Below are 14,196 nucleotides of genomic sequence, written 5' to 3' on the forward strand. Positions count from 1 at the left end.
CGGCGGCGGCAGGCCGATCGCCTCCAACTCCTCTTCCGTCTTTAGCCAAAGCTCATGGGCCTCGCTGGCCAGGTACAGCCGGATTTCCGGCACATGCGGCGGCGCAAGCAGGCTGGTATTGGCGCGGATGAAGGTTTCCGGGTCGGTTTTCAAAACTACTCAGCGCGGCGGGTTTTCGAAACCGCCCATGCGGCAGACCTCAGCCCATTCGTCATCCGTCACCGGCTGCACGGAAAGCCGCATCGAGGTGACCAGCGACATCTCGGACAGCTTCTCGTTTGCCTTGATGTCCTTCAGCGTCACCGGCTTCGGCACATCCATGACCGCGCGGATATCGACACAATCCCAGCGATCGTCGCCCTTCGCAGTCGAATCCGGATGCGAGAGCGCGCAGACCTCGACGATACCGACGATCTCCAGCCCGTCATTGGAATGGTAGAAGAAACCCTTGTCGCCGATCTGCATGGCCCGCATGTTGTTGCGCGCAAGGTAGTTGCGCACACCGGTCCATTCGGTGCCCTTCTCGCCGGCCGCCTTCTGCTGTTCCCAGGACCAGGCTGCGGGCTCGGATTTATAAAGCCAGTGCGCCATGTCCTTTAAGCCTCCGGCTTGTTGAAGACCCAGTTGAAGGGCTTCACCTCGACGCTTTCGAACAGGCCGGCGAGTGCATAGGGATCGGCAGCGCCGAGTGCCTTGGCATCATCAGCCGTTTCGGCATGGACCATCACGAGGCTGCCGTTCGGCTTGCCTTCCGCATCGAGGAACGGGCCTGCCATGGCAAGCTTGCCTTCGGCATTGAGCTTGTTGAGATAATCAAGATGGGTCGAGCGCGTTTCCATGCGCACGTTGAGATGGCCGGGCTTGTCCTTGCAGAGAAGGGCGAAAAGCATGTCTGTCTCCTATTCGGTCGTAATCGGACGTGTCATCAATTGTTCGATGGCTTCGGATATGCCGAGCTTGCCTTCGATGATCGCTGATACCGCATCGGTGATCGGCATCTCGACGCCGAGCTCTTCGGCTAGCCGCGAGGCAACCGCCGCAGCAAAAGCCCCTTCCACCAATTCGCCGCGCGAAGGGTCGACCTTTTCGCCGCGCCCGAGCGCAATGCCGAAACGCAGGTTGCGCGACTGATGGCTGGTTGCCGTCAGCACGAGATCGCCCAGGCCGGAAAGCCCCCGCGCCGTATCGGCATTGCCGCCCTTGGCGACGATGAAGCGCGACATCTCGGCAAGCCCGCGGGCAATCAGCGCCGCACGCGCCGAATCGCCGATACCGCGGCCTTCGACAATGCCGCAGGCAATCGCCAGTACATTCTTCAATGCTCCGCCAAGCTGCACGCCGATACGGTCTGCCGAGGCATAGAGCCGGAAGGTGCGGCCAGAAATCGCCTGCGCCAGCCGCTCGGCAACCTGCATGTCGGCCGCAGCGATCGCCATGGCCGTCGGCAGCCCCTTGGCTATGTCGGCAGCAAAGCCTGGACCCGAGAGTACGCCAACCGGATGATCAGGCAATTCCCGCTCCAGCATGTCGGTCAAAAGCGCACCGGTCTTCCGTTCGATGCCCTTCGCGCAGGTGACCACAACGGCATCCTTAGCCAGGTAAGGACCATATTGCCGCGCGGCGTCCGCCTGCGCCTGTGACGGCATGGCAAAGAGCACGATGCCTGCACCGCCGATTGCATCCGCCTCAGCAGAGAATTCCAGTGTTTCCGGCAGCGGGATGCCGGGCAGAACAGCATCATGCAGCCGCTCTGCCTTGAGGTCTTCGATCAGCGACGGATCGCGGCCGACAAGGATTACCGAATTTCGCCCGGTCAGGGCGACCACGGCCGCAAGCGCCGTGCCGAAAGCTCCAGATCCGACGACGGCGATGCGCTCGCTCATGCCTTGGCTCCACGCTTTCCGGACCCGAGCATGGTCTCTGCCTTGGTATCGAGCGGCCAGCGCGAACGCGGCTGCACATCGAGATCGTCAGGCGCAACGCCCTTCGCCATGCGCTCCAGCCCGGCCCACGCAATCATCACGGCATTGTCGGTGCAGAGGCGGAGCGGCGGCGCAATGAAGCGGAAGCCATTCTTGTCGCAAAGCGCCTGAAGGGTGCTGCGGATTTCCAGATTGGCGGCGACACCACCAGCCACCACAAGCGCAGGCTTTTCCGGGAGGCTTGGAAATTCCGTCTTGAACCGCTGCAGGCCGCGGCCGATGCGATCCTTCATCGTGCGGGAAATCGCCTTCTGGAAGGAGGCGCAGATATCGGCGACATCCTGATCCGTCAGCGGCGCAATCTCGGTCGCCGCCTGGCGCACGGCCGTCTTCAGGCCCGAGAAGGAAAAATCGAGCCGCGCCTCGCCGACAAGTGGCCGCGGAAAATTGAAACGATCGGCATTGCCGTCCTGCGCCATCTGCTCCACCGCCGGCCCGCCGGGATAGGGAAGGCCAAGCAGTTTCGCCGTCTTGTCGAAGGCTTCGCCCAGCGCATCGTCGATCGTCGTACCCCAGCGCTCGTACTCGCCGATGCCGCGCACGAGGATGAGCTGCGTATGGCCGCCGGAAACCAGCAGCATGAGATAGGGAAAGGAAAGACCGTCCGTCAACCGCGCCGTCAGCGCATGGCCTTCGAGATGGTTGACTGCATAAAGTGGCTTGCCGGCCGCCTTGGCGATCGCCTTGCCGGTCATCAGCCCGACAAGCAGCCCCCCGATGAGGCCAGGCCCTGACGTCGCGGCGATCGCATCGACATCCGAGAGCGACACATTGGCGCGCTTCAGAGCCTCGTCGATCAGCTCGTCCAGCGCTTCGACATGGGCACGCGCGGCGATCTCCGGCACCACGCCGCCATAGGCGCTATGCTCGTCCAACTGGGAAAGAACGACATCCGACAGCACGTTGGAGCGGCCTTCCGCATCGCGCTCGACGACTGCAGCAGCGGTCTCGTCGCAGCTTGTCTCGATGCCGAGGATGCGCAGAAAGGGAGCCATGAAACCTGTTCGTTGATTGCGATAGGGGATAAACCTGTTTACGAGAACTCCGGTAACAACGGATCAAAGCGGATGCAAACAAAACCTTTCCGGATCGGCACACGCGGCAGCCCGCTGGCGCTCGCGCAGGCACACGAAGCCCGCGACCGGCTGATGGCAGCCCACAATCTGCCGCAGGAGATGTTCGAGATCGTCGTGCTGACGACCAAGGGCGATCGTATCACCGACCGCTCGCTGGCCGAGATCGGCGGCAAGGGACTTTTCACGGCAGAACTGGAGCAGCAGCTCGTCGCCGGCGATCTCGATCTTGCCGTGCATTCGAGCAAGGACATGCCGACTGTCCTGCCGGAAGGTCTCTATCTCTCCGCCTACCTTCCGCGCGAAGATATCCGCGACGCTGTCGTCGGCCGCACCGCGCCGAAGCTGATTGACCTGCCGCATGGTGCGACCGTCGGTTCATCCTCGCTTCGCCGTCAGGCGCTCATCCGCCGCATGCGGCCGGATATCAATGTCATTACCTTCCGCGGCCTCGTCGACACGCGCCTGCGCAAACTGCAGGAAGGCCAGGTCGATGCGACGCTTCTGGCGCTTGCCGGCCTCAAACGCCTCGGCAAGGTCGAGGTGATCACCGATATCCTCGACCCCGACAGCTTCCCACCGGCACCCGCCCAGGGCGCTATCTGCATCGAAAGCCGCATCGGCGACACAAGGATCGACGAGCTGCTGGCGCCGATCAATGATGCGCCGACCTTCGACACGGTCTCCTGCGAGCGCGCCTTCCTTGCCGCCCTTGATGGCTCCTGTCGCACGCCGATCGGCGGTTACGCCGTCTGCGAGGGTGATCAGATCCGCTTCTCGGGCCTCATCCTCACGCCTGACGGCCGCCACCAGCATGCAATCACCATCGACGGCAACCGCCGCGACGCCGCTGCACTTGGCACCCGCGCCGGACAGGACGTGCGCGCAAGGGCGGGCAGCAGCTTCTTCGAGGACTGGAGCTAGCCTGCATGCGCGTGCTTGTCACCCGTCCGGCGCATTCGGGCGAGCGCACCGCTCAACGTTTGCGCGAGCTGGGTCACGAGCCACTATTGCTGCCGCTCACCCGTCCCGTCCACGACATGGCGGCCGCTCGGCAGGCTCTGGAAACAACCACTGGGGCGATAGCCATTACGAGCGCCGAAACGGTGCGCACCTTGCAGTCTCTGGGGGAGGCGCTGGCACCTCACCTTTCGCGCCGTCTCTTTGCCGTTGGCGAAACGACGGCCGACGAGGCTCGCAAGCTGGGGTTCCATTCTGTCACGGCGTCGTCGGGCAGCGGCCGCGAGCTGGCCGAGCTGATCGCGGCAAACGAGGCCGACAGGCTTCTCTATCTCGCCGGCAGTCCGCGCGCCGAGACCTTCGAGACGCGTCTGACGGAGCTCGGGCGGCAATTCTCGGTGGCCGAGTGTTACCGGATGGAGCCTGTCACGCCCAGCCCAGAGGCCGTCGCAGCTCTCCTGACGAACAGCCCTCCTGATGCTGTTCTTTTCTATTCTCGCCACACGGCCGGAAATTTCTTTCATATCCCGCAGGTAGAGTCCCTTTTGCTGCAGTTGCCGAAAATCCGTCTCATTTGCCTCAGCAATACTGTTGCGGAAGCTGTTCCACCGGTTTTGAGAACAGTCCTGGAGATTTCGCCGATGCCGGATGAAAAAAGCCTTTTGTCGCTGCTTAGAAGGCTTTAGCCGCCCAAATTTGATCTAACCTCTTCCCTTAATTGCCATCCCTGTCTAGTTTCGTTGCAATGCAGGATAATGAGGACCTCATGGTATCGGGAAATCCGCCACGCCACTCGAAGAGCTCCGACAAGCCGGTCACGATTGACCTGGACGCGCAGGACTTCGCCTCGGCGACTGATCCTGAAAAGCCTGCTGAAGAAGCCGCACAAGCAGCCGATGACGCACCTGTCACTGAGGCCGTAGCCGCTGCGGAAGCCGGCGGTGAACCGCTGTCGGAACACGAGAGCGACCGCGCTGCCGGCGCGCAGGAAGAGCCCCTCCCGAAGGAGCCCCCGCTATCGGAACCGGTACAGCCGCCTCCGCCACAGAAGGGCGTCATCACGTCGGGCCTGATTGCCGCCGGCATTTTCGGCGGCCTTGTCGCCCTGCTTGGCGCCGGCGCGATTCAATATGCCGGTTATCTGCCGGGCTCCTCCACCCAGCAGACGAACTCTCCGGAAGTGGCCGACCTATCCGGCGAGATCGAAGGCCTCAAGCAATCGGTCGCAAGCCTTGCCGCCAATCCGATGCCAGCCGTCGATAACAGTGCCCTCGAAAAGCGCATCGCAGCTCTCGAAGCGGCCCCTCAGACACCGGCGTCCGGCACATCGACCGACTCGGCCGATGTCGAAGCACTCAACCAGAAGATTGCAGATCTGGCCGCTCAGATTGAGCAGTTGAAGACGAGCCTTGCGCAGACCACCGAACAGCAGGCCTCAAACGGCGCCGATATTACGAGCCGCCTTGCCGAAGCCGAAAAGAAGCTGAACGAGCCGCGCGAGGATGTCGCCGTTGCCCGCGCCATCGCCGCCGCAGCTCTCAAGGCCGCGATCGACCGCGGTGGCCCCTTCATCGCCGAACTCGATACATTTGCCGGCGTAGCACCCGATGATCCGGCTGCAACCGATCTGCGCGGCTTTGCCGAGACCGGCGTGCCCTCACGCGCCGAACTGATCCGTCAGGTTCCCGATGTCGCCAACGCCATCGTCGAATCCGTCAATCAGCCGGATCCCAACCAGAGCTGGTCGGACCGGCTTATGTCGAGCGCCAAATCCCTGGTCTCGGTCCGCCCCGTCGGCAATGTCGAAGGCGAAAGCGTTGAAGCGATCGCCGCGCGCATGGAGGACAAGGTGAAGAACGGCGATCTGCCCGGCGCAGCCACCGAATGGAACAGCCTGCCTGCTGTCGCCAAGCAGGCTTCCGCCGCCTTCAAGCAGTCGCTCGAAGCTCGCATCCGCGTCGAGGATCTCGTTGGCGGTGCTCTCTCCAAGGCCGTTTCCGGCACCGGCAGGGAAGGATGAGCATGGTCCGCCTGATTATCTTCGCGCTCCTCGTCCTCATTCTCGCCTATGGTTTCTCCTGGCTTGCCGATCGCCCCGGCGATCTGTCGCTGATCTGGGAAGGCCAGATCTACCAGACCAAGCTGATCGTCGCGGCAAGCGCCATCATCGCGCTGATCGCCGCCGTCATGGTGGCCTGGTGGTTCGTCCGCCTGATCTGGACTTCGCCGCATTCCGTGACGCGCTTTTTCCGCGCTCGCAAACGCGATCGCGGCTACCAGGCCCTCTCGACCGGCCTCATCGCTGCCGGCGCAGGCAATGCCCTGCTCGCCCGCAAGATGGCTGCCCGCTCGCGCGGCCTCATCCGCGCCGATCAGGAACCGCTGATCAATCTCCTGGAAGCACAGGCCGCTCTCATCGAAGGCCGCTATGATGAAGCGCGTTCCAAATTCGAGGCCATGGCCAACGATCCTGAAACGCGCGAACTCGGCCTGCGCGGTCTTTACCTGGAGGCCAAGCGCCTCGGTGCCAACGAAGCTGCCCGCCAGTACGCCGAAAAGGCAGCCGATAACGCGCCCTACCTGCCCTGGGCCGCTCAGGCGACGCTCGAATATCGCAGCCAATCCGGTCGCTGGGATGACGCCATCCGTCTGCTGGAACAGCAGAAAGCCGCCAAGGTTGTCGAAAAAGCAGAGGCAAACCGCCTGCATGCCGTGCTGCTGACGGCCCGTGCCGATGACAAGCTGGAAAGCAACCCTGCCGGCGCCCGCGACGATGCCCTGCAGGCACTGAAGCTGTCCGCCGATTTTGTACCCGCCGCCCTGATTGCCGCAAAGGCGCTGTTCCGCGAAGGCGGCATCCGCAAGGCGGCCTCCATTCTCGAACAGACCTGGAAGGCTGGACCGCATCCCGAGATTGGCCGCGTCTATGTCCGCGCCCGCAGCGGCGATTCAACACTTGATCGCCTGAAGCGCGCCGAACGACTGGAGAGCATGCGGCCGAACAATGTCGAATCTCTCCTCGTCATCGCACAGGCGGCGCTTGACGCGCAGGAATTCTCCAAGGCCCGCGCCAAGGCGGAAGCTGCCGCCCGCATCGAGCCCCGCGAGGCGGCCTTCCTCTTGCTTGCGGATATCGAGGAAGCAGAGACCGGCGATCAGGGCCGCGTGCGCCATTGGCTGGCACAGGCGCTGAAGGCACCGCGCGATCCAGCCTGGGTTGCCGATGGTTTCGTTTCCGACAAATGGCTGCCGGTTTCGCCGGTGACCGGCCGTCTCGACGCCTTCGAATGGAAGGCACCGTTCGGCCAGCTTGAAGGACCGGTCGAGGAAGGTTCGACCGCCTCTATCGAAACGGCGCTGAAGACCCTACCGCCGCTGCGCGAAACCCGACCGGAAAGCGTGGTCAACGACCACCGCATCATCGAGCTGGAACGGGCAGCGACGATTGCCGAAGCCGTGCGCCCGGCAACTCCGGCACCCGCACCGGCAAAAGCAGCCGAACCGTCCGCGTCCCGGCCGGCTCCTTCCACATCTGAACCAAAACCCTTTTTTGGCGGCCTGCCGGATGACCCCGGCGTCCGCGATCCCAAGATGGAACCGGAACCCAAGACTCGGCTCCGCCTTTTCTGAAATGGAACGAAAAACCGTATGTTCGAACGCTTTCAGGCATTCTTCCAGAATCTGACCGCCGACCGCCCCAAAGCAGGCTTTGCCCCCGATGACCCGCGCATCGCAGTTGCTGCACTCTGTATGCAGGTCATGGAAGCCGACGGCCAGATCAAGGACAGCGAAAAGAAGCGGCTGCGCAAACTCCTGAAGGAGCAATATGCGCTCGACGGCAAACAGCTCGATGCGCTGATGGCCGCGGGGCTGGAAGCCGAAAGCTCGGCGGTTGATTATTTCCGCTTCACCTCCGATCTAAAGAGACATCTCAATACCGAGCAGCGTCTGGAGCTGATCGGTATTCTCTGGGATATCGTCTATGCCGACGGCGAGCGAAGCGAAATGGAAGACCATGTGATCTGGCGGATTGCCGATCTCCTGGGTGTGTCTTCCCGTGAGCGCATTCAGAAGCGGCAGGAGGCGGCCGCAAGGGTTACGAACGCACAGGTGGTGCAGGATGACGCTGACTGACAGAAGCATGAGACGCGACAGGCGCCCTATTCTCATCATTCTTCATCAGGAGCGCTCCAGCCCCGGTCGTGTCGGACAGCTTCTCGTCGAGAAAGGTTATGATCTCGATATTCGTCGCCCGGTCCTTGGCGACCCCCTGCCTTGCACCCTTGAAAACCATGCCGGTGCGGTGATTTTCGGCGGCCCGATGAGCGCCAATGATCCAGACGAATTCGTCAAGGCGGAGATCGACTGGCTGGAAGTGCCCCTCAAGGAAAACCGACCCTATCTCGGTATATGCCTCGGTGCACAGATGCTGGCGCGCCAGCTCGGCAGCAAGGTTGCGGCCAATTGTGACGGATCGACAGAGATCGGCTGGTATCCACTGCATACGACCGATAGAGGCCGGCGGCTGATGCGCTGGCCGAAAATGGTCTACCACTTCCACCGGGAAGGTTTCGAACTGCCGCATGGCGCCGAGTTGCTGGCATCCGGCGACGCCTATCCCAACCAGGCCTTCCGCTACAACGACAATGCCTGGGGCCTGCAATTCCATGCGGAGCTGACACGGGTGATGATGCATCGCTGGGTCGTGCACGGCGCACACCGCTTCATCCTGCCGAACGCGCAGCAGGGACGCGAACATCTGGAAGGCCGCATGCTGTTCGATGCGCCGCTTAAAGCGTGGCTCGACGAATTTCTTGATGTCGTCTTCGAAGGCAAGTCGGCAGCAGCCGCTACACCGCTTCTCGTATAGGCGCGTCGAGCGTATCGATCTTCCTGAGTTTCGGAAAACCGCTTGCCCAGATGGCGGCTACGGCGAGCGTACCGATGCCACCGATAATGACGGCCGGGACGGCGCCGAAAACCGATGCCATAGTACCCGCGCGGAATTCCCCGAGCTCGTTGGATGCGCCGACAAAGACCGTATTGACCGCGTTGACGCGGCCGCGTAGATGGTCCGGCGTCCAAAGCGCAATCAGGCTCTCTCGGACATAAACGGAGATCATGTCCGCAGCGCCCATGATGGCGAGCGCTGCGATGGAAACCTCGGTATTGGTCGACAGGCCGAACACGATCGTACCGAGGCCGAAGATCGCCACGCCGATGAACATATACATGCCGGCCTTATGCTTCAGTGGATAGGCGGCAAGAAAGATCGCCATGATGATGGCACCGACACCCGGCGCCGAACGAAGCAGGCCGAGGCCCCACGGCCCGAGCGTAAGGATATCGCGCGCAAAGATCGGCATCAGTGCGGTAGCGCCGCCAAGCAAAACGGCGAAGAGATCGAGCGAGATGGCGCCAAGCACGATTTTCTCTTCCCGGATATAGCGGAAGCCACCGAGGATCATGTCCCAGCTCCTAGCCTCGCCCGTCGTCTTCTGCGGCGGCTTGGGGATCATGTAGAGCAGGATCGCGCCGAGCGCAGAAAAGATGACGGCGACCGTATAGGCCGTCGAAGCGCTGACGCCATAAAGCAGACCGCCGAGCACAGGGCCGGTGATGGCCGCCAGCTGCCAGGAGGACGAATTCCATGCGATCGCATTGGAGAGATCTTTCTCCGGCACCAGATTCGGCGCAAGCGACTGTACGGCCGGCGTCATAAAGGCGCGCTCGATGCCGAAGATCAAAAGCACGATGAAGACGGGGATCGGTGAAAAGCTGCCGGTGATCGTCATCCCCAGGAGCGCGAGCGTGCAGAGCGCGCTGACGAGCGAGCAGATCGAGGCGATGGCGCGGCGATTGTGCCGATCCGCCACCGAACCGGTGACGAGGATCAGCACGAGAGACGGCAGGAACTGCACAAGCCCGATCAGACCGAGGTAGATGGCGCTTCCGGTCTGGTCATACATTTGCCAGCCAACCGCGACGCTGACGATCTGCTGCGAGAAGGAAAGCAGGAACTTCGCGAAGAAGAAACGCGTATAGGACGGATGCCGGAACGCGGCAAAACGGTCTCCGGTGGGCGAAAGCGACATGAAGCTTTTCCGAGAAAGCGGGTGCGGAATGCCTGCGAAGCGACCCGTTAAACATGATTTGCCATGCGTCTCCACACGGCCCTTGCTCGTTTAATCGCCAATGTCTACATATCTGTCAACAACGAACTGGAGACGGTAATGGCGGGAATTCTTCAGGCCATATTTCTAATCATCGATGTGGCTTTGAACCTTTATTGGTACGTGATCATTGCCAGCGCCATTTTCTCATGGCTGTACGCATTCAACGTCATCAATTCGAACAACCAGTTTGTGAACCAGTTGGGCATGTTCTTCTATAACGCGACTGAACCCGCGTTGCGGCCCATACGCCGCTTTCTGCCCAATCTGGGCGGCATCGACATCTCTCCGATTATCCTGCTGCTGATCATCATATTCATACAGGCCATACTCAACAATCCGATCAAGCCCTTCCTATACTCGCTGGTCGTTTGAACCGCCCCTGGAGGCTTTCCGGTGATCACATCCGTCTCGCCGTACGGCTGACGCCAAATGGCGGGCGGGATGCCATCGAAGGGATCGAACCAGATGGCGAAGGCGGTATGCTCTTGAAGGCGCGCGTCACCGCCGTCCCGGAAAAGGGAAAAGCCAACAAGGCACTCATAGCGCTCGTCGCCAAGTCTTTGGGTATTGCCAAGTCCTCGGTCAGCCTCGCTTCCGGCGATACGTCGCGCAAAAAAATCCTCCGGATCGATGGCGACCCGGAGGATGTGATGAAAAAGCTCGAAAGGCTGTTCGGCTAAGGCAATTCCCGAAAAGCTATGCAGCGGTTTTGCGTCGGGAATTGCGTAGAGCTGGAATCAGGCCTTTTCTTTCTTGGCGCGTTCGATCGCTTCGAGGATGAGCCCGCCGGCTTCCTTGTAATCGCCCCAGCCGTAGATCTTCACCCACTTGCCGGGTTCCAGATCCTTGTAATGCTCGAAGAAGTGTTCGATCTGCTTCAGCGTGATCTCAGGAAGGTCGGTATAATCCTTGACCTTGTCATAGCGCTGCGTCAGCTTCGGCGACGGGACGGCGATGATCTTCTCATCCTTGCCCGAATTGTCTTCCATCTTCAGAACGCCGATCGGGCGGACATTGATGACGCAGCCGGGAACCAGCGGACGGGTGCTGGCGATCAGGACGTCGATCGGGTCGCCATCTTCGGAAAGCGTGTGCGGTACGAAACCGTAGTTACCCGGATAGGTCATCGGCGTATAGAGGAAACGATCGACGACCAGCGTGCCGGCTTCCTTGTCCATTTCATACTTGATCGGATGACCGCCGACCGGAACCTCGACGATAACGTTGACGTCTTCAGGTGGATTCTTACCGATTGAAACGGCGTCGATGCGCATAGGAAACTCCCGCGAGGTTGAATTGCTCGAAGCCAGTTAATCGGTTTCATGACGCAACGCAACATGCCTCGCAAGCAATGCTTAATATGCGAGACGGGCAGAAATATAATTTTTCTAACAAGGGATGCGAGGCTGCGGCACCCGCAATCAGTTCCAGATGAAGCCGATCTTTTTGATCTGCTTATGGTCGAAATTTTCCACGCCTTCGCAGAAATCGATACCGCCATGGTCGCGATAAAAGTCGGCGGCCGTTTCATTTTCTTCCAGGCACCAGACGACCAGGCCGTTGCAGCCCAGAGATTTTAAAAGCCGTCGGGCTTCGCCGAAAAGCAGCTTGCCGAGGCCGATGCCCTGATATTCCGGGCGCAAATAGAGTTCGTAGATTTCGCCTTCCTGAGGCAGCGCGCGGGCGCGATTGAGGCCGAGGGTCGCATAACCAGCGACAGTCCCCGCCACATCCAGAACGAGCAATGTCGCCGGGCCGCGAGTAGCTTTGCGCCACCAATTTTCACCGCGGCGCTCGATCATCTGGGTCAGAGCACGATGTGGAATGATGCCCGCATAAGTATGCTGCCAGGAAAGCCGATGGGCTTCCGAAATGGCTCGGGCATCATGCGGTTCAGCCCGCCGGACATCGATCGACAACGTCTTCATAACGCTTACTCTGGTCCTGCCGGAGGCAATTAACCATATGCGTCGACCGCATTGTGATCGATTGCCCACAGACTTGATATGTGGACGACAGGCAAAATTTAACGCTTTTTTAACGATTGTCACAAGTCGGAATCGACGCAGCGCACAATAAAAAACCCCGGCGCGAAGGCCGGGGTTTTAAAGGAGTAGCCGAGGCTCTTAGAGAGCTGCCTTCGACTTTTCGAAACGCTTGCGGTCGTTGGCATCGAGATACATCTTGCGCAGACGAATGTTCTTCGGCGTCACTTCCATCAGTTCGTCGTCCTGGATCCAGGAGAGCGCGCGATCGAGTGTCATGCGGATCGGCGGGGTCAGCTTCACGGCTTCGTCCTTGCCGGCGGCGCGGATGTTGGTGAGCTGCTTGCCCTTGAGGACATTGACTTCAAGGTCGTTATCGCGCGAATGGATGCCGATGATCATGCCGGCATAGACCTTTTCGCCCGGCTCGATGATCATCGGGCCGCGATCTTCCAGATTGAACATTGCATAGGCGACGGCTTCACCGGAAGCGTTGGCCAGCAGCACGCCGTTGACGCGGCCACCGATGACGCCCTTGTAGGGCTGGTAGTCGTGGAACAGGCGGTTCATGATCGCCGTGCCCCGCGTATCGGTCAGCAGCTCCGACTGGTAGCCGATCAGGCCGCGCGTCGGTGCGTAGAAACGCAGGCGAAGGCGGTTGCCGCCAGACGGACGCAGCTCGACCATTTCGGCCTTGCGCTCGGACATCTTCTGCACGACGACACCGGAGTGTTCTTCGTCGACGTCGACGACAACTTCTTCGATCGGCTCGAGAAGCTGGCCGCTTTCATCCTTGTGCATCACGACGCGCGGACGCGAGACGGCAAGCTCGAAGCCTTCACGACGCATGGTTTCGATGAGAACCGCGAGCTGAAGTTCGCCTCGGCCGGACACGTAGAACGAATCCTTGCCTTCGGCTTCTTCGATCTTCAGGGCGACGTTGCCTTCGGCTTCCTTGAAGAGACGGTCGCGGATGACGCGGCTCGTCACCTTGTCGCCTTCGGTGCCCGCCAGCGGGCTGTCGTTTACGATGAAGGACATGGTGACTGTCGGCGGATCGATAGGCTGCGCCTTCATGGCTTCCGAAACGGCCGGATCACAGAAAGTGTCGGCGACGGTACCCTTGGAGAGGCCTGCAATCGCGACGATGTCGCCCGCATGCGCTTCTTCGATCGCCGTGCGCTCGATGCCGCGGAAGGCGAGGATTTTGGAAATTCTGCCGGTTTCGATCAGCTTGCCGTCCTGGCCGAGGACCTTGACGGCCTGGTTCGGCTTGATCGAACCCGATGCGATGCGGCCGGTGATGATACGGCCGAGGAAGGGGTTGGCTTCGAGGATCGTGCCGATCATGCGGAACGGACCTTCTTCGACAGTCGGCTCAGGCACATGCTTGAGCACCAGGTCGAGAAGCGGCGCGAGACCCTGATCCTTCGGACCTTCCGGGTTGACGTTCATCCAGCCATCGCGACCGGAACCATAGAGGATCGGGAAGTCGAGCTGCTCGTCGGTCGCATCGAGGTTGGCAAAGAGATCGAAGACTTCGTTGATGACTTCTTCGTGGCGGCCATCCGGACGGTCAATCTTGTTGATCGCGACGATCGGGCGAAGACCGACCTTCAGAGCCTTGCCGACCACGAACTTGGTCTGCGGCATCGGGCCTTCGGAAGCGTCGACGAGAACGATCGCACCATCCACCATCGAGAGAATGCGCTCGACTTCACCGCCGAAGTCGGCGTGGCCGGGGGTGTCGACGATGTTGATGCGGACACCCTTCCATTCCACCGAGGTCGCCTTGGCGAGAATGGTGATGCCGCGTTCCTTTTCGAGATCGTTCGAGTCCATCACGCGTTCTGCAACGCGCTGGTTCTCGCGGAACGAACCGGACTGTTTCAGGAGCTCGTCGACGAGGGTCGTTTTGCCATGGTCAACGTGCGCGATGATCGCGATGTTGCGAAGTGCCATTTGTCATAATCTCTGAGGCTGGGGCGCTACGCTTAGTGGACGCGCCATTTATGTTTGG

At 60.9% G+C, this 14,196-nt stretch carries 16 protein-coding genes and 1 pseudogene; 8 read left to right on the plus strand and 9 right to left on the minus strand.

Features of this window, described 5'->3' with window-relative positions; translation table 11 throughout:
• From PMI11_RS37970 to tsaD, 5 genes and pseudogenes are all read right to left on the minus strand, one after another.
• Window positions 1-153: pseudogene (locus PMI11_RS37970) on the minus strand (methyltransferase); the annotation flags it as partial.
• Window positions 154-159: 6 nt separating this feature from the next.
• The gene (locus PMI11_RS05890) at window positions 160-591 is read right to left on the minus strand and encodes an EVE domain-containing protein (RefSeq protein ID WP_007814468.1); all 432 of its coding nucleotides are present in this window, start codon (window positions 589-591) and stop codon (window positions 160-162) included.
• A gap of 5 nt (window positions 592-596) precedes the next feature.
• On the minus strand, window positions 597-890 hold the full coding sequence (locus PMI11_RS05895; protein ID WP_007814473.1) for a YciI-like protein: 294 nt from the start codon (window positions 888-890) through the stop codon (window positions 597-599).
• Between the two features lie 9 nt (window positions 891-899).
• Window positions 900-1,883: an NAD(P)H-dependent glycerol-3-phosphate dehydrogenase gene (locus PMI11_RS05900; RefSeq protein ID WP_007814475.1), complete on the minus strand. Its 984-nt coding sequence runs from the start codon at window positions 1,881-1,883 to the stop codon at window positions 900-902.
• Window positions 1,880-2,977, minus strand: a complete 1,098-nt coding sequence (gene tsaD / locus PMI11_RS05905; protein WP_007814477.1) for a tRNA (adenosine(37)-N6)-threonylcarbamoyltransferase complex transferase subunit TsaD — start codon at window positions 2,975-2,977, stop codon at window positions 1,880-1,882. Before tsaD ends, PMI11_RS05900 begins: the two co-directional genes overlap by 4 nt.
• A 72-nt stretch (window positions 2,978-3,049) precedes the next feature.
• Here tsaD and hemC point away from each other — a divergent pair, with 72 nt between their 5' ends.
• Genes hemC through PMI11_RS05935 form a run of 6 tightly spaced genes read left to right on the plus strand, consistent with a single transcriptional unit; the run spans window position 3,050 to window position 8,885 of the window.
• Window positions 3,050-3,979, plus strand: coding sequence for a hydroxymethylbilane synthase (hemC, locus tag PMI11_RS05910; RefSeq protein ID WP_007814479.1), 930 nt, complete (start codon window positions 3,050-3,052; stop codon window positions 3,977-3,979).
• Window positions 3,980-3,984: 5 nt separating this feature from the next.
• The gene (locus PMI11_RS05915; RefSeq protein WP_007814481.1) at window positions 3,985-4,701 is read left to right on the plus strand and encodes a uroporphyrinogen-III synthase; all 717 of its coding nucleotides are present in this window, start codon (window positions 3,985-3,987) and stop codon (window positions 4,699-4,701) included.
• Between the two features lie 59 nt (window positions 4,702-4,760).
• Entirely contained in the window at window positions 4,761-6,035 is a 1,275-nt protein-coding gene (locus PMI11_RS05920; protein ID WP_193385597.1) for a COG4223 family protein, read from the plus strand.
• A gap of 2 nt (window positions 6,036-6,037) precedes the next feature.
• A complete protein-coding gene (locus PMI11_RS05925) occupies window positions 6,038-7,645 on the plus strand; it encodes a heme biosynthesis protein HemY (RefSeq protein WP_007814485.1) in 1,608 nt (535 codons plus the stop codon).
• An 18-nt stretch (window positions 7,646-7,663) separates the two neighbouring features.
• Window positions 7,664-8,149 carry a tellurite resistance TerB family protein gene (locus PMI11_RS05930; RefSeq protein ID WP_007814487.1) on the plus strand — a complete coding sequence of 162 codons (486 nt, stop codon included), beginning with the start codon at window positions 7,664-7,666 and terminating at the stop codon, window positions 8,147-8,149.
• A complete protein-coding gene (locus tag PMI11_RS05935) occupies window positions 8,136-8,885 on the plus strand; it encodes a glutamine amidotransferase (protein WP_007814489.1) in 750 nt (249 codons plus the stop codon). The genes PMI11_RS05930 and PMI11_RS05935 overlap by 14 nt, the downstream gene beginning before the upstream one ends.
• Here PMI11_RS05935 and PMI11_RS05940 read toward each other — a convergent pair.
• Entirely contained in the window at window positions 8,866-10,110 is a 1,245-nt protein-coding gene (locus PMI11_RS05940; RefSeq protein ID WP_007814491.1) for an MFS transporter, read from the minus strand. The genes PMI11_RS05935 and PMI11_RS05940 overlap by 20 nt on opposite strands.
• A 63-nt stretch (window positions 10,111-10,173) precedes the next feature.
• Here PMI11_RS05940 and PMI11_RS05945 point away from each other — a divergent pair, with 63 nt between their 5' ends.
• Window positions 10,174-10,563: a YggT family protein gene (locus PMI11_RS05945; protein WP_037070792.1), complete on the plus strand. Its 390-nt coding sequence runs from the start codon at window positions 10,174-10,176 to the stop codon at window positions 10,561-10,563.
• Window positions 10,560-10,871 carry a DUF167 domain-containing protein gene (locus tag PMI11_RS05950; RefSeq protein ID WP_007814496.1) on the plus strand — a complete coding sequence of 104 codons (312 nt, stop codon included), beginning with the start codon at window positions 10,560-10,562 and terminating at the stop codon, window positions 10,869-10,871. The genes PMI11_RS05945 and PMI11_RS05950 overlap by 4 nt, the downstream gene beginning before the upstream one ends.
• A gap of 57 nt (window positions 10,872-10,928) precedes the next feature.
• On the opposite strand, the gene ppa is transcribed toward PMI11_RS05950, so the two are convergent.
• The 3 genes from ppa to typA form a co-directional block, all read right to left on the minus strand.
• Window positions 10,929-11,465 (minus strand): inorganic diphosphatase, encoded by a 537-nt coding sequence (ppa, locus tag PMI11_RS05955; RefSeq protein WP_007814499.1) that lies wholly within the window; start codon window positions 11,463-11,465, stop codon window positions 10,929-10,931.
• Window positions 11,466-11,612: 147 nt separating this feature from the next.
• Window positions 11,613-12,119: a GNAT family N-acetyltransferase gene (locus PMI11_RS05960; RefSeq protein ID WP_007814501.1), complete on the minus strand. Its 507-nt coding sequence runs from the start codon at window positions 12,117-12,119 to the stop codon at window positions 11,613-11,615.
• A gap of 198 nt (window positions 12,120-12,317) precedes the next feature.
• The gene (gene typA, locus PMI11_RS05965) at window positions 12,318-14,138 is read right to left on the minus strand and encodes a translational GTPase TypA (protein WP_007814503.1); all 1,821 of its coding nucleotides are present in this window, start codon (window positions 14,136-14,138) and stop codon (window positions 12,318-12,320) included.
• Between the last annotated feature and the right edge of the window lie 58 nt (window positions 14,139-14,196).

Origin of the sequence: Rhizobium sp. CF142 (genome assembly GCF_000281145.1) — a bacterium.
GTDB lineage: Bacteria > Pseudomonadota > Alphaproteobacteria > Rhizobiales > Rhizobiaceae > Rhizobium.